The 19,738-nt window shown below is 74.4% G+C and carries 21 protein-coding genes; 8 read left to right on the forward strand and 13 right to left on the reverse strand.

The window, feature by feature from the left end; translation table 11 throughout:
- Positions 1 to 47 precede the first annotated feature (47 nt).
- From ACFQTY_RS10860 to ACFQTY_RS10870, 3 genes are all read right to left on the reverse strand, one after another.
- Entirely contained in the window at positions 48 to 611 is a 564-nt protein-coding gene (locus ACFQTY_RS10860; RefSeq protein WP_378100250.1) for a GNAT family N-acetyltransferase, read from the reverse strand.
- A gap of 93 nt (positions 612 to 704) precedes the next feature.
- Positions 705 to 1,643: a MerR family transcriptional regulator gene (locus tag ACFQTY_RS10865; protein WP_378100252.1), complete on the reverse strand. Its 939-nt coding sequence runs from the start codon at positions 1,641 to 1,643 to the stop codon at positions 705 to 707.
- A 98-nt stretch (positions 1,644 to 1,741) separates the two neighbouring features.
- Complete coding sequence (locus ACFQTY_RS10870) at positions 1,742 to 1,975, reverse strand: hypothetical protein (protein WP_378100254.1); 234 nt, start codon at positions 1,973 to 1,975, stop codon at positions 1,742 to 1,744.
- Positions 1,976 to 2,018: 43 nt separating this feature from the next.
- On the opposite strand from ACFQTY_RS10870, the gene ACFQTY_RS10875 reads away from it, so the two are divergent.
- Positions 2,019 to 2,687 carry a trimeric intracellular cation channel family protein gene (locus ACFQTY_RS10875; RefSeq protein ID WP_378100256.1) on the forward strand — a complete coding sequence of 223 codons (669 nt, stop codon included), beginning with the start codon at positions 2,019 to 2,021 and terminating at the stop codon, positions 2,685 to 2,687.
- A 29-nt stretch (positions 2,688 to 2,716) separates the two neighbouring features.
- Here ACFQTY_RS10875 and ACFQTY_RS10880 read toward each other — a convergent pair whose 3' ends face one another.
- Both ACFQTY_RS10880 and ACFQTY_RS10885 read right to left on the reverse strand, forming a co-directional pair.
- The gene (locus ACFQTY_RS10880) at positions 2,717 to 3,091 is read right to left on the reverse strand and encodes a cupin domain-containing protein (RefSeq protein ID WP_378100258.1); all 375 of its coding nucleotides are present in this window, start codon (positions 3,089 to 3,091) and stop codon (positions 2,717 to 2,719) included.
- A gap of 46 nt (positions 3,092 to 3,137) precedes the next feature.
- A complete protein-coding gene (locus ACFQTY_RS10885; RefSeq protein WP_378100260.1) occupies positions 3,138 to 4,019 on the reverse strand; it encodes an oxidoreductase in 882 nt (293 codons plus the stop codon).
- Positions 4,020 to 4,158: 139 nt separating this feature from the next.
- On the opposite strand from ACFQTY_RS10885, the gene ACFQTY_RS10890 reads away from it, so the two are divergent.
- Positions 4,159 to 4,365: a PLDc N-terminal domain-containing protein gene (locus ACFQTY_RS10890; protein ID WP_378100263.1), complete on the forward strand. Its 207-nt coding sequence runs from the start codon at positions 4,159 to 4,161 to the stop codon at positions 4,363 to 4,365.
- 184 nt (positions 4,366 to 4,549) lie between these two features.
- On the opposite strand, the gene ACFQTY_RS10895 is transcribed toward ACFQTY_RS10890, so the two are convergent.
- The 3 genes from ACFQTY_RS10895 to ACFQTY_RS10905 form a co-directional block, all read right to left on the reverse strand.
- The gene (locus tag ACFQTY_RS10895; RefSeq protein WP_378100265.1) at positions 4,550 to 5,044 is read right to left on the reverse strand and encodes a hypothetical protein; all 495 of its coding nucleotides are present in this window, start codon (positions 5,042 to 5,044) and stop codon (positions 4,550 to 4,552) included.
- 136 nt (positions 5,045 to 5,180) lie between these two features.
- Complete coding sequence (locus tag ACFQTY_RS10900) at positions 5,181 to 5,375, reverse strand: hypothetical protein (protein WP_291763503.1); 195 nt, start codon at positions 5,373 to 5,375, stop codon at positions 5,181 to 5,183.
- 225 nt (positions 5,376 to 5,600) lie between these two features.
- Positions 5,601 to 5,870 carry a GlsB/YeaQ/YmgE family stress response membrane protein gene (locus ACFQTY_RS10905; protein ID WP_263731830.1) on the reverse strand — a complete coding sequence of 90 codons (270 nt, stop codon included), beginning with the start codon at positions 5,868 to 5,870 and terminating at the stop codon, positions 5,601 to 5,603.
- 408 nt (positions 5,871 to 6,278) lie between these two features.
- Between ACFQTY_RS10905 and ACFQTY_RS10910 the strand changes: the two genes are divergently transcribed.
- The gene (locus ACFQTY_RS10910) at positions 6,279 to 7,847 is read left to right on the forward strand and encodes a DUF222 domain-containing protein (protein ID WP_378100268.1); all 1,569 of its coding nucleotides are present in this window, start codon (positions 6,279 to 6,281) and stop codon (positions 7,845 to 7,847) included.
- A 446-nt stretch (positions 7,848 to 8,293) separates the two neighbouring features.
- On the opposite strand, the gene ACFQTY_RS10915 is transcribed toward ACFQTY_RS10910, so the two are convergent.
- The 3 genes from ACFQTY_RS10915 to ACFQTY_RS10925 form a co-directional block, all read right to left on the reverse strand.
- A complete protein-coding gene (locus tag ACFQTY_RS10915) occupies positions 8,294 to 8,950 on the reverse strand; it encodes a DsbA family protein (protein WP_378100270.1) in 657 nt (218 codons plus the stop codon).
- A gap of 131 nt (positions 8,951 to 9,081) precedes the next feature.
- Positions 9,082 to 10,098 carry an NADP-dependent oxidoreductase gene (locus tag ACFQTY_RS10920; RefSeq protein ID WP_378100272.1) on the reverse strand — a complete coding sequence of 339 codons (1,017 nt, stop codon included), beginning with the start codon at positions 10,096 to 10,098 and terminating at the stop codon, positions 9,082 to 9,084.
- A gap of 48 nt (positions 10,099 to 10,146) precedes the next feature.
- Positions 10,147 to 10,533 carry a DUF1304 domain-containing protein gene (locus ACFQTY_RS10925; protein ID WP_378100274.1) on the reverse strand — a complete coding sequence of 129 codons (387 nt, stop codon included), beginning with the start codon at positions 10,531 to 10,533 and terminating at the stop codon, positions 10,147 to 10,149.
- A gap of 118 nt (positions 10,534 to 10,651) precedes the next feature.
- Here ACFQTY_RS10925 and ACFQTY_RS10930 point away from each other — a divergent pair, with 118 nt between their 5' ends.
- Both ACFQTY_RS10930 and ACFQTY_RS10935 read left to right on the forward strand, forming a co-directional pair.
- A complete protein-coding gene (locus ACFQTY_RS10930) occupies positions 10,652 to 11,407 on the forward strand; it encodes a TetR/AcrR family transcriptional regulator (protein ID WP_378100276.1) in 756 nt (251 codons plus the stop codon).
- A gap of 58 nt (positions 11,408 to 11,465) precedes the next feature.
- A complete protein-coding gene (locus tag ACFQTY_RS10935; protein WP_378100278.1) occupies positions 11,466 to 12,995 on the forward strand; it encodes a family 20 glycosylhydrolase in 1,530 nt (509 codons plus the stop codon).
- A 48-nt stretch (positions 12,996 to 13,043) separates the two neighbouring features.
- Here ACFQTY_RS10935 and ACFQTY_RS10940 read toward each other — a convergent pair whose 3' ends face one another.
- Entirely contained in the window at positions 13,044 to 14,834 is a 1,791-nt protein-coding gene (locus ACFQTY_RS10940) for a dolichyl-phosphate-mannose--protein mannosyltransferase (protein WP_378100280.1), read from the reverse strand.
- Between the two features lie 44 nt (positions 14,835 to 14,878).
- Here ACFQTY_RS10940 and rsmI point away from each other — a divergent pair, with 44 nt between their 5' ends.
- Complete coding sequence (gene rsmI, locus ACFQTY_RS10945; protein ID WP_378100282.1) at positions 14,879 to 15,751, forward strand: 16S rRNA (cytidine(1402)-2'-O)-methyltransferase; 873 nt, start codon at positions 14,879 to 14,881, stop codon at positions 15,749 to 15,751.
- 31 nt (positions 15,752 to 15,782) lie between these two features.
- Here rsmI and ACFQTY_RS10950 read toward each other — a convergent pair whose 3' ends face one another.
- Positions 15,783 to 16,382: an isochorismatase family protein gene (locus ACFQTY_RS10950; RefSeq protein ID WP_378100284.1), complete on the reverse strand. Its 600-nt coding sequence runs from the start codon at positions 16,380 to 16,382 to the stop codon at positions 15,783 to 15,785.
- Positions 16,383 to 16,515: 133 nt separating this feature from the next.
- Between ACFQTY_RS10950 and ACFQTY_RS10955 the strand changes: the two genes are divergently transcribed.
- Together ACFQTY_RS10955 and ACFQTY_RS10960 are read left to right on the forward strand one after the other, a co-directional pair.
- Positions 16,516 to 18,489, forward strand: a complete 1,974-nt coding sequence (locus tag ACFQTY_RS10955; protein WP_378100286.1) for an alpha-amylase family protein — start codon at positions 16,516 to 16,518, stop codon at positions 18,487 to 18,489.
- Between the two features lie 30 nt (positions 18,490 to 18,519).
- On the forward strand, positions 18,520 to 19,698 hold the full coding sequence (locus ACFQTY_RS10960) for an MFS transporter (protein ID WP_378100289.1): 1,179 nt from the start codon (positions 18,520 to 18,522) through the stop codon (positions 19,696 to 19,698).
- Positions 19,699 to 19,738: the final 40 nt, after the last annotated feature.

A 19,738-nucleotide genomic window follows, 5' to 3' on the forward strand; every position in this document is an offset into this window, starting at 1 on the left:
CCCGTCTGACCAGCGACAAGCTGACGGTCAGGCGGGGTTCTTGGCGTTCAGGCGGCCCTGCTCCGTGCGTGCACGTGACCGTCGAGCGGGAAGGAGGGCGGCGCCGCCGGGAGGGCGCCGGTGAGCTCGTAGCCGCAGGTGCGAGCGACCCGGCACGAGGCGACGTTGTCCGCCTGGTGCAGCAGCTCCAGTCGCTCCAGCCCGCCGGGCGCGAGGGTCTCGAAGGCCCAGCCGGTGAGCACCTCGAGAGCGCGTGACGCCACACCTCGACCACGAGCGTGCGCCGCGGTCCAGTAGCCCACCTCGGCGGAGGGCCTGCCGTGGGCGACCTCCTTGACCACCACGTGGCCGATCGGCAGCGCGCCGGACCCCGGTCGTGCCTCGAGGACGGCGAAGGCGAACCGGTCACCCTCGGCCCAGCCTCGCTGCTGGGCACGGACCCACAGGGCCGCACCGGCGTCGTCGTCGACCGACGAGCGGGTCCAGCGACGCAGTGCGGGATCCCGGTACGCCTCGACCAGCGCGCGAACGTCCTGCACGCACCAGGGGCGCAGCACCAGGGCCGGAGCGGAGGGCGTCGCATCAGCGCGGAGCACGACGGTGTCGTTCATCGGCGGATCGTAGGCACGGTGCACGACGGTGTCGTTCATCGGTGGACCGTCTGCAGAGGTGCTCGGCCGCGTCCCGAAACCGCGCGTCACCACCTACCGCTCCGCCCGTGCCCGCAGCGCCGCGACGGACCAGTCGAGCGCAGGGGTCAGCGCCTCCGGAGCCGGCCAGCCGTTCACGACGGCGAGGAGCTCGACGTACCGGTCCCGGCGCGGGTCGTTCACGGTCTCCAGCCGCCGGAGCAGCCGATCCCGGAGCTCCGCGTCGTCGGGGCGGCCGCAGAGCTGCGCGTACTGCGCGGTGAGCGCCGCGACGATCGGGTCGGCGCGTCCCGAGGTCGGGTCGATGCCTGCTGCGACGGCCGGGTCCACCAGGTCACGCACGGCTGCGGCCACGTCCCGGCGCGGGACCGTGGCACCCGCGAACGCCCGGTCCGCCGCCAGGTCCTCAGCCATGCGTCGCAGGCCGGCGCGGAAGCCCGGGTCGAGGGCCAGCTCGGCCAGCTCGACCCACGCGCGGACCTGCCCGACGTCGGGATCGTCCGGCAGTCCGGGGGTCATCGAGCGCCTGACTCCCGCGAAGCCGGGGTCGCCGCCCAGACCGTCGAAGACTGCGTCGAGGAAGGCGCCGACCAGGTCTCGGCGCTCCGCCTCGGAGAGGCGGACCAGCTGATTCAGGGCCTCGGCGTCCTCCGGGCCCAGTCCCCGCTCCGCCACCGCGCTCAGCACCGCGTGCCGCAGGCGCAGCACACGGACCTGCACCGCCAGCGCCTCGGCATGCGTCGCGGCCACGTCGGCCAGGGAGAGCTCGCGGTCGACGACCTTGTGGATCGTGGGCAGGTCCAGGCCCAGCTCGCGCAGCGTGCGTACGAGGTCCAGGCGCGCGACGGCGCCGTCGTCGTACCGGCGGTAGCCGGCCGCGCTGCGGTCCGTCGGCGGCACGATGCCGCGGTCGGAGTAGAAGCGAACCGTCTTGACCGTGAGACCGGTCCGCCGGGCGAGCTCGCCGATGGAGTAGAGCCTGTCGCCGTCCATGCCCCTACCTTGAGGTCTCCCCCTGCGGGAGGCTCAAGCCCTCCTTGCTCGCTGTCAGTCGGGTTCCTGCGGGACCGTCGCTCGTCGAACGGGAGTGATCAGGGAGCGACGCCGAAGCCGGCTCGGCGCGTGGGGCACCAGGGGTTGGTGCACTGCCGGACGCGTGGCGGCTCGGGCGCGGTGGTGTCGTCGTCGGCAGGCGAGGGCACGGGCTGACCCGCCTCGGCCTCCGGGGCCGCGGGCGTCGCCTCCGGGGTGCCCGGCGGCGCGGGGACCAGGCGGACCGGCCAGTGGCACCAGGAGCACGGCGGCGGCTTCGGTTCGGGGCCCATGCGCACGACGGTAGCGTCCGCAGCGGCGGCTACCGTGTGGTCCGTGACGGGCGCCGGGACCATCGCAGAGGTGCTGCGGGCTGTCGACCTGCTCGGTGTGGCGGCCAACGCGCTGCTCGGCGGGGCCGTCGCGCGGCGGCACAACCTGGACCCGGTCGGGTTCGCCGTGCTGGCCATCCTGTCCGGGCTCGGCGGCGGTCTGCTGCGCGACGTGCTGCTGCAGAAGGGCCCGCCGGTCGCGCTGACCGACTACTCGTACCTGGTGACGGCCCTGCTGGCGGCGGGGGTGGCCTTCGCCGTCCGGTTCGAGGGACGCACCTGGGACCGGGTGTTCCCGGTGGTCGACGCGCTGGCCCTCGGCGCATGGTCGGCGGTGGGCGCGCAGAAGACGTTGCTGAGCGGTCTGAGCTGGCTGCCGGCAATCCTGCTCGGCACGGTCACGGCCGTCGGCGGTGGCGCGATCCGGGACATCGCGGTGTCCCGCGTGCCGGCGATCTTCGGCGGGAACACGCTCTACGCGACGTGGGCGCTGGTCGGGTCCGCGGTGATGGTCGGCGTCCAGGGGTCGGGCCGTCCGGTGGTGGGACTCGTGGCAGCGACCGTGGTGGCTGCCGTCGGCGTGCTGATCTCGAGGTGGCGCGGCTGGATGCTGCCGCACGGTGTGCTGTTCGACCGCAGCGGCCGGCCCTTGCGCCGGCGGGTGCGGCGCTGACCGGTCGTCCCGGTCGCGCCGCCCGGCTGTCACAGCAACGAGTCGTCGTACGGAGCGGTCAGCTCACCTCCGGCGTCGCCGGTGTTCACCACGCCGCGCGGCTCGAGCAGCAGGGCGTGGGTCTCCTCGTCGGCCACCGGGCAGTGCTCGACCCCCCGGGGCACCACGTAGAGCTGACCCGGGTCGAGGTCGACGGCACCGTCGCGCAGCTGGATGCGCAGGTGCCCCCGCAGCACCAGGAACAGCTCGTCCGTCTCGTCGTGCCGGTGCCACACGAACTCGCCGTGCATCTTGACCAGCTTGACCTCGTCGTCGTTCATGCGGGCGACGACCTTGGGCGACCACAGGTCGTTGATCAGGGAGAGCTTGTGCTCCAGGTCCACGGCGGAGCTCAGGGGGTTCATGAGCGCCAGCGTGCCAGCGGGCGCCGACACGCGCGCGGGCGGGCCCTCACCCCGCGATGCCGTCGAGCACCGCCAGCTCGTCCGGCGGCAGCTGCAGGCCCGCGGCCGCCACGTTCTGCCGCAGGTGCGCCACCGTCGAGGTGCCGGGGATCAGCAGGATGTTCGGCGAGCGCTGCAGCAGCCAGGCGAGCGCGACGGCCATGGGCGTCGCCTCCAACCGCGTGGCGACCTCCCGAAGCGCGGTCGACTGCAGTGGCGTGAAGCCGCCGAGCGGGAAGAACGGCACGAAGGCGATGCCCTGGCGTGCGGTCAGGTCGACCAGCTCGTCGTCCTGCCGCTGCGCGAGGTTGTAGAGGTTCTGGACGCACACCACCGGGACGATCTCCTGGGCCTCCGCGAGCTGGTCGGCGGTGACGTTGCTCAGGCCGACGTGGCGGACCAGCCCGTCCTGCACCAGCTCGGCCATCGTCTCCACCTGCTCCGCGAGCGAGCCCGGCTCGGGGCTCTCCGGGGTGCCGACCCGCAGGTTCACCACGTCCAGCACGTCGAGCCCGAGGTGGCGCAGGTTGTCGTGGACCTGGGCGCGGAGGTCGTCCGGCGTGCGGGCCAGGTTCCAGCCACCGTCGTCGTCGCGCACGGCGCCGACCTTGGTGACGATGTGCAGGTCGTCCGGGTAGGGCGCGAGGGCCTCGCGGATCAGCTCGTTGGTGACGAACGGGCCGTAGAAGTCCGCGGTGTCGACGTGGCGGATGCCGAGCTCGACGGCGGTGCGCAGGACGGCGAGGGCCTCGTCGTGGTCTCGCGGCGGACCGGAGACGCCGGGGCCGGCCAGCTGCATGGCGCCGTAGCCGACGCGGGTCAGCTGCAGGTCGCCGACGGGGTAGGTGCCGCCCGGAAGCTGCTGCGGGATGGGTGCGGTCAGGGACATGGTGCCTTCCTGCTCGTCCGCCACCTGCGGAGAGCACCACCACGGTCCGTGGGCAGCGCCCGACGCACCAGGGCCTCGGCCATCCGGGGACCGGCAGACCCACGGTCACGGGACTGGGCCGCGCTCGTAGCATGGACGGGTGACCGGTTCGTGGTTGGCGATGCTCGTCGTGCTCGCCGCGCTCGCGTTCTGGGTCTACGCCCTGGTGGACTTCAGCCGCACGCCCGAACGTGACATCGCCACGTTCCCCCGGTCCTTCTGGCTGGTGCTGCTGGTGCTCGGCAGCGTGGTCGGCGCCGTGGCCTGGTTCGCGGTCGGCCGGCCTGCGCCGCGACGCCCGCGCTGAGGCGCTGGTGACGCCCGCGCTGAGGCTGCGTGCCGTGCGGGCCGAGCACACCGCGGTGCTGCCGGGCGTGGAGGGCGCTCGCGGCTGAGGGGTGTGCAGGGCGAGGGGCCCGCCGGGCGCAGGTCCGGTGGGCCCCTCCGTGCGTGCGGCTGTGCCGGCCCTCCCCGGTCCGCTCGCGCTCTCGTCAGCCCTCGGTGGCGGCTCCCTCCTGGGACGTGGCGCCCGGCAGCCGGGCTGCGGCCGCCCGTGTGGCACGGACGGCGTGGTGGATCAGGAGCGCCGCGAGCGGCAGCTCGAGCAGCGCGGCCGTCAGCACGGGGACCAGCAGGCCGCCGGTGCCGGACGTCATCACGTCGAACCAGGCGTCCGCGACCAGCAGGGCGGCGGAGGCGAACGCCGCGGCCGGCCACAAGGGGTCGCGACGGCGCGCGAGGAGGCCGGTGGCGGCGAGCACGACGGTGAGGACGACGTCGAAGCCGACCCACGCGCTGCTCCAGCCGGTCAGCACGTAGCTCGCGGGCAGGGACCGGGCCAGGTGGGCGATCCACGGGACCAGGGCGACGGAGCTGGCGAGCGTGACGGCCGTGACGCCCGGGACGTGCAGCGCGCGGCGGGACCCGGTCCGCTCGACGGCGGTCCGCTCGAGGGCGGCGGTCGGGGCGAGGGTCGCTGTGGTCACGACGACGACGATGCGCGCGGACGCCGACGCCGCGCTGTCGGACGGCTGTGGTGCCGCTGTGAGCGGAGTGCTGGCCGGGCTCGTGCCTCGCCGTGTCGGGCCGTCCGGCGTGCAGCGGGCCGGGCGGCGGCCGTGGTCAGTGCGCGGCTCGGAAGTCGTCGGCGATCTGCTGCGCCTGGGCGCTGATCAGGCGGAACAGGTCCTGGAACAGGAGGGCGACGCGTGCGTCGTCGGCGTCGCCGTCACGTGCGGCGACCCAGAGGTTGCGGGCCGTGGAGATGTCCTGGTCGGTCACGTCCACCCGCAGGTTCTCGAGGTCGAGCTCGTCCATCGCGGAATCCCCTGTCCGTCGCCGTGGTGCTCGATCGGTCAGGAGCAAGGGGTGCCTCGGCAGATACGGCGGCGGGTCCGCGAGCGGAGACGCGAGGCGCGGGCGCCGGCGTCGCCGGCTGCAGCGTCGGCGGCCGCAGCACGACGGCGGCTGCCCGAGAGAGGCAGCCGCCGTCGTGGTCCGGGCTCGGCCCGGGTGTGCGTGCCGTGCGGTGGGTGCGGGCCGTCAGATGCGACGGCGACCGGCGCCACCCGAGACCAGCGAGACGCCGATCGCGGCGAGCACCACCTGGATCAGCAGCTCGATCCAGTCGATGCCCGGCGTGTTGTTGACGTGCAGGAGGGAAGCGATCCAGCTGCCGATCAGGGCAGCGACGATGCCGACGAGGATCGTCACGAGGATCGAGATGTGCTGACGGCCGCGGACAAGAAGGCGGCCGAGGGCTCCGATGATCAGTCCGATGATGATCGCGCTGATGATGCCGGTCGCAGTCACTGTCGTCTCCTCAGGGTCGTGAGGGGCGTGCCCCTCGGCCTCGAAAGTAGGTCAGGGCGGCCCGCTCCGCCTGTCGAGCGATGGCCCGCGGGGTTGGTTTTGGTCGGGCGGGCACCTCACGCTGGCGAGGGCTGGCCGCACGACGGAGGTCAGGGTGACGGGCGCTGCGATGGCCTGCTGAGCCGTCCACAGGTAGTTCGCTTGTGGATGTCCGTGCAGGTCAGGGCCTACTTCTCGGCGTCCGGTCGTGTCAGTGCTCGGTGGTGGGATGGGGTCATGGAGCTGCTGGCGGTGGGACGCGGACGCGACGTCGCGCCATTGCCGCTGCCATCGCCGCTGCCAGGGCCGACGGACGCGGTGGCGTGCGGCGGCGCCGGTGCTCGGACGGTGGGCGCGGACCGGCCGTCGATGACGGCGACGGTCGCCTTCCTGTCCGGTGACCTCCTGGTCGACGAGTGGTCGGACCCGCTGGGTCTCGAGCTGGCAGAACTGGTGGATCAGGCGCGAGACGTGACGACGGCGGCGGCCCGGTTCGACGACAGGTTGGCGGCGACGTACCTGTGGGGGGCGGGCGAGCTGGCGGCCCGCTGCGGGGAGCGGGACGCGGGCCCGCGGCGGGAGTGGGGTGCGCGGGGGATGCTGGCCGAGCTGGCCGCCTCCTTGCACGTCCCGGAGGGCACGTTGGCGCGCCGGCTGACCCGGATCACGATGCTGGCCGCATTTCCCCGGTTGCACGCCGCGCACCTGACCGGGCAGCTGTCCGGCGCTCACGTCGGCGCCGTGCTGGACGTGTTCCACGGGGTCGAGGACCGCGAGGTGCTTGCTGCGGCGGATGCGGCGCTGGCCGGCCGGGCCATCGAGGTGACGGCCCCGCAGCTGCGGGCGGCGGCTCACCGGTGGCGGGCCCGGCACGCACCGCGCACGCGTGAGGAGCGTGCCCGGGTGGCCGGTGACCGGTTCGTCGACGTCAGCCCGGCTGACGAGGACCTGTGCTGGTTGACCGCCCTGCTGCCGGCCGCCGCCGCGATGGGGGTGCTGCACCGCATCGACGACCTGGCGGCGGCCGTGACCGGCCCGGACGAGAGCCGCACGCTGCCCCAGCTCCGCGCCGACGTCCTGTGCGACCTGCTGCTGACCCCCGACAGCGCCGACCACCGGCCCAGCGACGGTGACCTCGCGGCAGTCGCGCACGGCGGCGACCACGTCGGGCACGCGGGGCTTCCTCACGCCGGGGCCAGTGAGGTCCCGGACGCCGGCACGGCCGGTGAGGTGGTGGATGCAGGCGCGGCCGAGGAGGCTGCCGGTGCGTCAGGCGCGGTCGACCACGCGTGCGAGGTGCCCACCAGCACGGGCGTGCCGTCGTGGGTGCGGGGGATCGTGCCGCAGGTGGTGCTGACGGTGCCGGTGCTCACCTTGCTCGGCCACGGTGACGAGCCGGCCGAGCTGGACGGGTTCGGACCCGTCGACATCGACACCGCCCGGACGTTGTGCGCCAACGCCCCGACGTTCACCCGGGTGCTGACCCACCCCGAGACCGGGGCCGTGCTGTCCGTGGGCCGCCAGCAGTACACCGTCCCGGCCGACCTGCGCCGTGCCGTGCAGCTGCGCGACGCCACCTGCCGGTTCCCCGGCTGCCGCCGCCGCGCCGCACGCTGCGACATCGACCACTCCACCGCCTGGGCGCACGCCGGCACCACGTACCTGACCAACCTGGCGTGCCTGTGCCGCAAGCACCACCGCCTCAAGCACCAGGCCGGCTGGCGGGTCACCCACCATCCCGACGGCACCCTGGACTGGCACTCGCCCACCGGGCGGCACTACGCCACCCACCCCGCCACCACCCTGTGGCCACCCCCCGCACCCGGAGCGGCACGACCACCCGGCATCGGCCAACCACCCAGCATCGACTCACCACCCGGCAAGGGCGGACCACCCGGCGGCCGCACCGCCGGCTACCCCGACACACCACCGTTCTGACGTGGTCCCACGCGCGACGCTTCGGGCACAGCCCTGGCCGCGGCAGCGGGTCACCGGGCCACCGTTCTCGTGAGGCGCTGAGTCGTCCCCATCGGCGCGCCCGCGAACGGGCGTACTGATGGCTGGGCCGCGTGCCCACGAACGGCGCGTGCCGATGGCGGGGCCGCGCGCCCGCCGGTCGCCGTTGTGGCCCGGCCCTTCAGCCCTTCGGTCGGCCGACCAGCGCTGGCGCCGGAGCAGCTACTGAGCCGAGTCCGACAGCGCGTCGTCGGCCGGGGCCTGAACCGCCCCAGCGAGAGGGTCTTCGGCATCGGCGGGTGCGCAGACACCGTCGGCACACACCAACGCCGGCCCGTGCGTCTCGATCATCACGAGTCCGGCACCGCTGCCGAGCAGCGAGGAAGCCGAGGTCTCGGTGGCCGCGGCGTGCAGCTCCGTCCCGCCGCTCACGCCGCGCGCTCCGCCGCGACCTGGCTCAACGCCTGCGCGAACACCTCGGCGGGCTGGGCGCCGGACACCCCGTACTTCCCGTCGAGCACGAAGAAGGGCACGCCGGTGATCCCGAGCTGCCGAGCGCGGTCGATGTCCTCCTGGACGTCATCGGCGTACCGACCGGACTCCAGCGCATCCCGGGCCGCGGACCCGTCCAGCCCGGCCTCCTCGGCCAGCCGCACCAGCTCGTCGAGCCGACCCACGTGCACGCCCTCGGTGAAGTACGCCCGGAACAGTCGCTCCTCGAGCTCCAGCTGCCGGCCGTGCGCCTTGGCGAAGTGCAGCAGCTCGTGCGCCTTGAGCGTCTTGGTGTGCTGCAGCCGGTCGAAGTCGTAGGTAAGCCCGGCCTCCGCCGCCACGCCGGTCACCCGGTCCAGCATCGCGAGCACCTGCTGGCGCGGCAGACCCTTGGCGCCGACGAGGAAGTCGACCTCCGACCCGGCGAAGTCCACCGGGGTGTCGGGCGCGAGCTCGAACGAGTGGTACTCGATCCGCACGTCCGGCGCATCGGCGCCGAGGGCTGCCAGCCCCTGCTCGAGGTGCCGCTTGCCGATGTAGCACCACGGGCAGGCGACGTCGGACCAGATGTCGATCGTCAGGGGTTCGGTCACGCCAGGCCCAACCCGCCGCCGACCAGGGGCTATTCCCACCGAGCCGGGAGCGAGCCGCCACCCGGCGGGGAGTGAGGCCTCGCCGGCCGGGAGCGAGGCCTCACTCGGCCCGAAGCCGCAGGACGGCCGGCTCAGCGGCCGATGCGGACCAGCATCTTGCCGGTGTTCTCACCGCGCATCATCGCCAGCAGCGCGTCCACCGCGTGCTCGATGCCGTCGACGACGGTCTCGTCGTACGCGATCTTGCCCTCGGCGAACCAGCCGGTCATCAGCCGCGAGAACTCGGCCGCGTGGTCGAGGTACCCACCGATGGTGAAGCCGCGCAGGGTCAGACCCCGGGTGATCAGGTTGGCCATGTTGTCCGGCCCGGGCGTCCGCTCGGTGGCGTTGTAACCGGCGATCGCCCCGCACAGCGCGACACGGCCGCCCGGGTTCATCACGTCGAGCGCCGCTTCGAGGTGGTCGCCGCCGACGTTGTCGAAGAAGACGTCGACCCCGTCCGGCGCCAGGCGGGGCAGCTGCTCGCGCACGGGTACGTCCCGGTAGCAGAGCGCGGCGTCGTACCCGTACCGGCTGGTCAGCAGCTCGACCTTCTCGGCCGACCCCGCGGACCCGATGACGCGGCCGGCGCCGAGCAGCCGGGCGATCTGCCCCGCCGCGGTGCCGACCGCCCCAGCCGCGCCGGAGACGAAGACGGTGTCACCGGCCGTCAGCCCGGCGATGGCGGTGAGCCCGACGTACGCCGTCAGGCCGGTCATGCCGAGGATGCCCAGCCGCGCGGACAGCGGCACGCCGGGCACCTCGGGCACCACCTGGAAGGCGCCGGCGGCGTCCTGGGCCACGTCGCGCCACCCGAGCTGGTGCAGCACGACGGCCCCGACGGGCACCCGCTCGTCCGCGGACTCGATCACCCGGCCGATCGCGCCGCCGGTCATCGTCTCGCCCAGGGCGTACGGCGGGGCGTAGCTCTTCACGTCGTTCATCCGGCCTCGCATGTACGGGTCGACGGAGACGAACTCGTTGAGCACCCGCACCTGGCCCGGCTGGAGGTCGCCGTAGGTGACCTGGACGGTGCGGAAGTCGTCCGGGGTCGGCCAGCCGACGGGCCGGGCGACCAGCTGCACCTGGGTGGACACGATCGTGGACATGGGGACCTCCGAAGGTCGGTGGGAGCAGGGCGTGGGAAGGGAGAGGCGTCAGGCGACGAGGCCGACGACGAGCGCGACGATCCCCAGCAGCGGCGGGACCAGCTGGACGAGCGCGGCGCGGGCCTTGGAACGGTCGGACGCCAGCAGCACCAGCCCGGCGGCGACCATCGACCCGGCTCCGACCAGCACCAGCGTCGTCCCCACGGCGGTGTGACCGGCCGCGACCAGCACCACGCCGAGTGCGATCTCCACCACGAGGAACAGGTTGTAGAAGCCCTGGTTGAAGGCGAGCGCTCGCGTGGCGGCCGCCTCGTCGGGCGTGGTGCCGAACGTGGCGCGGGCCCGCGGCCCCGTCCAGACGAGGGACTCGAGCACGAAGACGTACACGTGCACCAGCGCCGCGAGCGAGCAGAGGACGAGCCCGACGACCAGCATGACGACCGCCTCCGTGCTTCCGTTGTTTGTGAACCGATCGGTACACAATATACTGGACCGATCGGTTCGGTATCGCGTGAGGCCCCGTGGGGTCCGTCACCGGCGCGGGGAGGTAGGGATGGGACGTCCCCGGACGTTCGAGACGGCTGCCGCGGTGCGCGCCGCCCGCGCCGTCTTCTGGCGGGACGGCTACGAGCTCGCCTCGCTGCCGGACCTCGAGGCCGCCACCGGCCTGAGCCGGTCGAGCATCTACCACGCCTTCGGCTCCAAGCGCGGGCTGTTCGACGCCGCCGTCAGCAGCTATCTCGACGAGGTGGTCCGCCCGCGGCTCCGTCCGTTGACCGCCGCCCAGGTCGGACCAGGGGCGATGGCCACCTACCTGACGGGCCTGCGGGCGGCGCTCGCCCAGCCCGGTTCCCTGCCGTCGACCAGCGGGTGCCTGCTGATCAACGCCGCAGGCGCGCCGGTCGGCCGCGACGACGCGGTCCGCGACGTGATCGCGGGGTACCGCGCGGAGCTGCGGTCGGCGTTCGGCCGTGGCGTCGCCGCGCACGTCGCGGCTCACGTCCGGGCGCAGGTCGCCGACGGGCAGCGCGGGCAGCGCGGCGGGCCTCCAGACGTCGCCGCCGCTCCGGGCTCAGGACCGGTGGACGTGGACGACGGACGCGCCCACACCGCCGACCAGGAGGTTCTCGCCGAGACGCTCACGGGTCTGGTCGTCGCAGCCCTGGCCGTGGTCCGCGTCGACCAGCCCGCCGCGCTGCGGCTGGTCGACACCGCGATCGAGCTGCTCGGCGCCACGCCGGCCACCCCCGACCAGCACGCCACGAGCCGGCCCACCCCGAGCGCCCCGGTCGCATCCCACCGCGGCTGACCTCCACCACCGCGCGGCTGCGGCACGCCAGCCCTGCCTCGTCGGTAGCGTGCGGCACGTGACCGGACCCGCCGTCGTCCCCCGTCCGCTCCGGCTGCAGCAGCTGTCCGACCAGCCGTTCGTGCTGGTCGCCGGCATCGCCGTGGTGGCCCCTGACTCCGCCGCCCGGCAGGCCGCGGAGCGCCTGGCCACGCTGGTCGGCGGGTCGGTGCAGGCCACCGCCGCACCCGACGCGGCGGCGTTCCGGCTTCGTCTCCTCGGGCCGGCCGACGACGAGCGGTACCCGCGCACGGATCCGGCCGGTGGGGAGGAGGCGCTGCCCGCCCTCCCCGCGGGTGAGTCCGACAGCGAGCTGCCTGCCGGTGCGGAGGCGTACCGCCTGCACGTGCACGGCGACGGGGTGGACGTGGACGCCCGCACCCCGGCCGGCCTCGGCCACGCCGTCACCACCCTGGCCCAGCTGCTGACCGGCACGTCCGGGGGCGCCCGGACCCTGCCGGCCGTGCTGGTCGTCGACGCCCCGCGGTTCACCTGGCGGGGCCTGTCCATCGACGTGGCCCGGCACTTCGTCCGTGTCGCCGACCTCGACGTCGTCATCGACCTGATGGCCGACCACAAGCTCAACGTGCTGCACCTGCACCTGACGGACGACCAGGCGTGGCGCATCGACCTGCCGTCGCGGCCCGAGCTGGTCCGCCGGTCGTCGGGCGCCTCGGTCGGCGGCGACCCGGGCGGCCACTACACCGGCGAGGACTACGCCCACCTGGTGGCGCACGCCGCCGCCCGCGGCATCGTCGTCGTCCCGGAGCTCGACGTCCCGGGGCACGTCAACGCGGCGCTGCACGCCTACGGCGAGCTCTCCCCGTCCGGCCGGCCGACCGACGAGTACCTCGGCATCGACGTCGGCTTCAGCCGCCTCACGGCGGCCCTGCCCGCCACCGACGCCTTCCTGCACGACGTGTTCCGCGACGTCGCCGCCATGACACCCGGCTCGTACGTGCACATCGGCGGCGACGAGGTGCAGGGCATGGCGCCCGACGAGTACGCCGCCCTGGTCGGCACCGCCGCCGCGGCCGTCCGGGCGGCCGGCAAGCAGGTGGTCGGCTGGCAGGAGATCGCCACCACCCCGCTCGAGCCCGGCACCGTGGTGCAGTACTGGGACGTGCACGCCGATCCGGCACCGTTCGTCGCCGCGGGCGCGGCCGGGGCCCGCCTGCTGCTGTCGCCCGGCGACCGGACGTACCTCGACATGAAGTACCACCCCGGCTACCCGCTGGGCCTCGAGTGGGCCGGCCACGTGGAGCTGCGCGACTCCTACGACTGGGAGCCCGCCACGCTGCTGCCGGGGCTACCCGCCGAGGCGGTGCTGGGCGTCGAGGCGGCGGTGTGGACCGAGACGCTGCGCACGCTGGACGACCTGACCACCATGCTGCTGCCGCGGCTCGCGGCGGTCGCCGAGGTGGCGTGGTCGGCACCGGACCGGCGCGACTGGGAGGACTTCCGCACCCGGGTGGCCGCGCTCGGCGCCCGGTGGGACGCCGCGGGGCTCAGCTGGTACCCGTCCCCGCAGGTCGACTGGCAGCGCTGACGCGAGGCGAGCCGGGCCGCCGGCCGCCAGACCCAGGTGGCCCGACGGCTACACCCAGCTCTGCAGCCACATCCGCAGGTGCCACTGGTCGTAGGGGATCACCCAGGCCGTCCACACCGGGTAGAAGAACGCGCCGACCGCCACCACCAGCGTGGCGAACGCGGACACCCACACGATGGCCAGCGACCTGCTGCGTTCCTCACCGGGGGTCTGCGGTCCGATCAGCAGGCCGAGCAGGTAGACGAGCGTCAGCACCACCCACGGCACGAACGCCACCGAGTAGAACGTGAAGATCGTGCGGTGCATGTACATGAACCAGGGGAACCAGCCGGCGACGATGCCGGACAGCACGGCCCCGGCCCGCCAGTCCCGGAACCGGATCAGCCAGAAGACGGCGACGAGCGCCGCGGCCGCCCCGCCCCACCAGATCAGCGGGTTGCCGAGCGCGGTGATCGCCTGGGAGCAGGCCTTGGCGCCGCACGCGTGCAGGGCGGCGCTGCCCTGCAGCCCGGAGACGTCCGTCGGGTAGAAGTACGACGTGGCGCGCCACTGCACGATCCAGCCGAGCGGGTTCGCCTGGTAGGCGTGCGGCGTCTCGAGCGTCACGTGGAAGTGCCACATGTCCTGGTGGTACTTCCACAGGCTGCGCAGCGCCGGCGGCAGCCACTGCACCCCCTGACCGGGGTTCTCGGCGGCCCACTGCCTGCCCCAGCCGTCCTTGGACAGGAACCACCCGGTCCAGCTGGCCAGGTACACCGCCGCCGAGATCAGCACCATCGAGACGCCGGCCACCACGCCGTCGCGCACGATCCCGGCCCGCACCCAGTGCCGCACCCCCACGGCCCGGCGCGCGCTCATGTCCCACGCGACGGACATCAACCCGAACAGCGCCAGGAAGTACATCCCGGACCACTTGGTGCCGATCGCCAGGCCGAGGGACACCGCCGCGGCCAGCCGCCACCACCGGATGCCGAGCCCGGGCCCGTCACCGAGCTGGCCGCCCGAGTCGAGCACCGCCGCCGCCCGCGCGGCCAACCTGTGCCGGGCCTGGTCCCGGTCGAGCAGCAGGAAGCCGAACGCCGCGAGGCAGAAGAACATGAGGAACGGGTCCAGCAGGCTGACCCGGGAGTGCACGATCGCCTGCCCGTCGACGGCGAGGAACAGCCCGGCCAACGTGCCGAGGGCCGTGGACGCGAACAGCCGCCGCCCGATCCGGGCGATCATCAGGATCGCCAGCGTGCCGCACACCGCCACCGACAGCCGCCAGGCGAACGAGCTGGTCACGCCGCCGCCCAGCTGGATGCCGAGCGCGATCATCCACTTGCCGACCGGGGGGTGCACCACGTACTCGGGGTCGACCTGGAGCATCGAGACGTCGCCCGCCTCGAAGCGGGGGTTCGGGTCCTGGCCCCACGAGGCCTCGTACCCGCGGACCAGCATCGAGTACGCCTCTTTGACGTAGTACGTCTCGTCGAACACGAGGTTGTGCGGCACGGCGAGACGCCAGAACCGGATGATGCCGCCGAACGCCGTGACGGCGAGGGGCAGCAACCAGCCGAGCAGTCGTGCCCGGCGCGTGGCGTCGAGCGCCAGGGCTGCGTCGGAGAACAGCCGGCGCTGCAGCCGCAGGAGCGTCGGCTCGTCATCGTCGGGGGCGTCCGCCTCGTCGACGGTCGCGTCGGACGCGTGCCGTCCGTGGTGCGCGGCAGCACCCACCACGGCGACGTCGGCCGCCCCCGCTTCGTGCGCGGGCAGCGGCGTCGCCGGTGCATCGTCGGGCGTGACCGCCCTGGTCCCGTGGGCGGGAGTGCCCGCCTCGTCACGTCCGGTGGTCGGCACGCGGTCATCGTAGGGGCCGGTGCTGAGCATGGGAGGCTGGGCGCGTGAGCGATCCCGACGGCCGCCGCCCGAACGCCGGCACCGGCGCTCTGGTGCTCGCCGCCACGCCGATCGGCAACAGCGAGGACGCCTCACCCCGGCTGCGCCGGCTGCTGGCGGAGGCCGACGTGGTGGCCGCGGAGGACACCCGGCGGACCCGCGACCTCGCCGCGCGGCTCGGCGTGCACATCGGTGGCCGGCTGGTCAGCCACCACGAGCACAACGAGCAGAGCCGCGCGGACGAGCTGCTCGAGGTGGTGGCGGGCGGCGGGACGGTGCTGATGGTCTCGGACGCCGGCATGCCGTCGGTGTCCGACCCCGGCTTCCGCCTGGTGAACGCCGCCGTCGCCGCCGGTCTGCCGGTCACCGTCGCGCCCGGGCCGAGCGCGGTGCTGACGGCGCTGGCGCTGTCCGGGCTGCCGACCGACCGGTTCACGTTCGAGGGCTTCCCGCCCCGCAAGCCGGGGGAGCGTGCCCGGGCGCTGGCGGCGCTGGCCGACGAGCGCCGCACGATGGTGTTCTTCGAGGCGCCGCACCGCGTGGCCGAGGTGCTCGCCGCGATGGCGGAGGCGTTCGGTGCGGACCGGCCGGCCGCGGTGTGCCGCGAGCTGACCAAGACGTACGAGGAGGTGCGCCGGGACGTCCTCGGCGCGCTCGCGGTCTGGGCCGCGGAGGGTCAGGTGCGCGGCGAGGTCGTGGTCGTCGTCGGCGGGGCGCCGGCGCGCGCGGTCGCCACCACCGCGGAGCTGGTGGCCGAGGTGCTCGCCCGGTCCGACGCCGGCGAGCGGCTCAAGGACGCCGTGTCCGACGTCGCGGCCACGGCCGGCGTGGGCCGTCGGGACCTCTACGCCGCAGCCCTCGCGGCCCGCACACGGTGACGGACGGTCCTCCGACCGGTGGAGATGTCGCTCAGGCCTGAGCGCTGGTCACCAGCTGCGCACCGGCCGCGACCATCTCCTCGCGCGCAGCCGCGCCCTGCTCGGGCGTGACGGGCACGGTCAGGTCGGTCAGCAGCCGCGCGCGCAGCCCCAGGTCCAGGGCGTCGAGGGTGGTGGCCCGCACGCAGTGCGACTCCGCGATGCCCACCACGTCCACGTCCGTGATGTGGCCCTCGCGCAGGATCCGCGCCAGCGTCCGGCCCTCCTCGTCGGTCCCCTCGAAGCCCGAGTACGCGGCGGCGTAGGCGCCCTTGCGCACGCTGGCGTCCGGGTGCAGCCCGGCGAGCGCCGGGTGCAGCTCCGCCTCGGCGGTGCCCGCGACGCCGTGCGGCGGCCAGGTGTCGACGAAGTCGGGCGTCTCCGAGAAGTGGCGGCCGGGGTTCGCGTGCCAGTCCTGCGTGGTGACCACCAGGGCGTACCGGTCGCGGTGGCTGGCGGCGTAGTCGGCGATGGCCTGAGCCGTCGCGTTCCCTCCCGTGACGGGCAGGGCGCCTCCCTCGCAGAACGTCGGCTGCACGTCCACCACGAGAAGCGCGCGGCGTGGCGTGCCGGTGACGGCAGGCTCCGACATGGGGACCTCCTCGGGATGCTGGCCGGTCCAGTACACACCCGGTGCGGAAGGGCGGCAGGATGCGTCACGTCGGGCACGTCACGGGCGCCGCCACCCGGCCGCCGGCCGCCGTGCCGCAGGGTCGGAGGTCGCGATGGACAGCCGCAGCGAGGTCACGGGGCGCCCTGCCTCGACCGGGCCGACCGTGCCCGAGGCGGTCCGGGCCGCGGCCCGGCGGGCGCTGACCGGCGCGGACCCGGCCCTCCGGCAGACGTTCGAGCTGCGGCTGGAGCGGTGGTGGCCGGACCTCGCCTCGGGGATCGCCGAGGTGTATTCGGGCACGCCCGGTGAGCAGCTGCTCCTCCGGCTGGTCAGCATGGCCGCCACGGCGGCCGCGCGCCGGGACCCGGACCTGCGCCGGATGGACGAGGAGCGCACGCTGCGTCCCGACTGGTTCCAGGCCCCCGGCATGGTCGGGTACGCCTGCTACGCCGACCGCTTCGCCGGCGACCTGGCGGCCGTGCGCGAGAACATCGACTACCTCGCCGAGCTGGGCGTGACCTACCTGCACCTGATGCCCGTGCTGCGCCCGAGGGAGGGTGACAACGACGGCGGGTATGCGGTTGCGGACTACCGCTCGCTGCGGCCCGACCTGGGCACCATGGCCGACCTGCGGGAGCTCGCCGCGGCCCTCCACGAGCGCGGCATCAGCCTGGTGCTGGACCTCGTGCTCAACCACGTCGCGCGCGAGCACGAGTGGGCGGTGCGCGCCCGGGCCGGCGAGCAGCGCTACCGCGACTACTTCTACCTGTTCGAGGACCGGACGATGCCGGACGCCTACGAGCGCACGCTGCCCGAGGTGTTCCCCGACTTCGCCCCCGGCAGCTTCACCTGGGACGACGAGCTGTCGGCGTGGGTGTGGACGACGTTCAACACGTTCCAGTGGGACGTGAACTGGGCCAACCCGGAGGTGTTCGCCGAGTACGCCGACCTGGTGCTGTCGCTGGCGGACGAGGGTGTCGACGTGCTGCGCCTCGACGCCATCGCGTTCACCTGGAAGCGGCTGGGCACCTCCTGTCAGAACCAGCCGGAGGTGCACGCCCTGACCCAGGCGCTGCGCGCGCTGGCGCGCATCGCCTGCCCGGCGGTGGTGTTCAAGGCCGAGGCGATCGTCGGTCCGGCCGACCTGGTGCACTACCTGGGCCGCGGCGCCCATCACGGCCGGGTGAGCGACCTGGCGTACCACAACGGCCTGATGGTGCAGGTCTGGTCCATGCTCGCGGCGCAGGACGTGCGCCTGGCCGCCCACGCGCTGCGCGCCCTACCGCCGGTGCCGACCACCACCGCGTGGATCACCTACGTGCGCTGCCACGACGACATCGGCTGGGCGATCGACGACGCGGACGCGGCCGCCGTCGGGCTCTCCGGGTTCGCCCACCGCGCGTTCCTCTCCGACTGGTACTCGGGCCGGTTCTGGCAGTCGCCGGCCCGCGGGCTGGTGTTCCAGGCCAACCTCGCCACGGGCGACCGCCGGATCAGCGGCACGGCGGCGAGCCTGGTCGGGCTGGAGGACGCGGTGGAGCGCGGGGACGCGCAGGCCGTCGACGCGGCCGTCGCGCGGCTGCTGCTCGCGCACGCCGTGGTGATGGGCTGGGGCGGCATCCCGGTGCTGTGGTCCGGTGACGAGCTGGGGCAGCCGAACGACCCCGCGTGGGACCTCGAACCCGGGCACGCCGACGACAACCGGTGGGCCGGGCGGCCTCGTCTGGACCCGGCCGCCCGGGCACGGCGGCACCAGGCGGGCGCCGTGGAGCGGCGTGTGTTCGAGGGGCTGGCGCACCTCGCCTCCGTCCGCGGCTCGCTGCCGCACCTGCACGCGTCGGTGCCGGCGCAGGTGCTCTCGGTGGACGACCCCGGGGTCCTGGCGGTGCTGCGCGAGCACCCGCTCGGGCCGCTCCTGGAGCTGGTGAACGTGACGACCAGCTGGCGCCCGTTCCCCGGACGGCGGCTCAAGGAGCTGGGGCTCGACGGCGCTCCTGACGCGCTGACCGGCGACGTGGTGCACCCGCAGAGCGACGACAACGTGTGGCTGGCGCCGTTGCAGGTGCGCTGGGTGGTGCGGCCGTGAGGCACGTGCGGCGCTGCTAGCGTCCGACGCGTGCCAGCCGAGGAACCAGCTGCGGGGGTCGGCGTGCGCCGCGGGGCGGTCCCGGCGCTGTGGGCAGCCGGTTTCACGACGGCGTTCGGCGCCCACGGCATCGCCGCCGGCTTCGGCGCACAGGCGCAGCACCTCGGCCTCTCCTTCGTTTCCCTCGGCGTGCTGCTGGCCCTGTACGACGTGGCCGAGGTGGTGCTCAAGCCCGTCTTCGGCACGTGGAGCGACCGGATCGGCGTGAAGCCGGTGATCGTCGGCGGCCTGGCACTGTTCGCCGCCGCCTCGGCGCTCGGGTTCGTCTGGCACACCACCACCGGCCTCGCCGTCGCGCGGCTGCTGCAGGGCGCGGCCGCGTCGGCGTTCTCCCCGGCGTCCTCCGCCGGGGTCGCGCGGCTCGGCGGCTCCCGGTCGCTCGGTCGCGCGTTCGGCTCCTACGGGTCGTGGAAGGGCCTCGGCTATGCGCTGGGACCCGTGCTCGGCGCCGGGCTGATCGCCGTGGGCGGGCTGCCGGCTCTCTTCCTGGCGCTGACCGCCCTGGCAGCGGCCGTGCTGGTGTGGGTGGCCGTCGCGCTGCCGGCCCTGCCGCCGACGCCGCGCCCGCGTTCCACTCTGCGTGACCTGGTGCACCAGCTGACCCGTCCGGGCTTCGTCCAGCCCACCGCGGCCCTCGCCGTCACCACCGGCACGCTCGGCGTCGCGGTCGGGTTCCTCCCGCTGGTGGGCCGGGAGCTCGGCCTGTCGGCAGCCGTCGCGATGGTGGCGGTCACCGTGCTCGCCGTCGCCTCGTCGGTCAGCCAGCCGTGGGTCGGACGGCGGCACGACGCCGGCCGGCTCGGGGAGCGGGCGGGCACGGTCACCGGGCTGCTGACGATCGCCGCCGGCGTGCTGCTGCTGGCCTGGGTGCGGCACCCGGTGGCGCTGTTCACCTCCGCGGCGCTGGTCGGCATCGGCATCGGCCTGGTGACGCCGCTCGCCTTCGCCCGCCTTGCCGCGTCCGCGCCCGAGGGGTCGCTGGGCCGCACGCTGGGCTCGGCGGAGGTGGGGCGCGAGCTGGGGGACGCCGGCGGACCGCTGCTGGTGGGTGCGGTGGCGACGGCGGCGGGCCTGCCCGTGGCGCTCAGCACGCTCGCCGGGATCGTGGCGCTGCAGTCGCTCGTCACCGGTGGGCGACGCCGGGGCTGACCCGCCGCACCGACCGGCGCCGAGCTGCGCCGCCCGGCCG

Source organism: Cellulomonas sp. T2.31MG-18, assembly GCF_964266755.1.
Classification (GTDB): domain Bacteria; phylum Actinomycetota; class Actinomycetes; order Actinomycetales; family Cellulomonadaceae; genus Cellulomonas.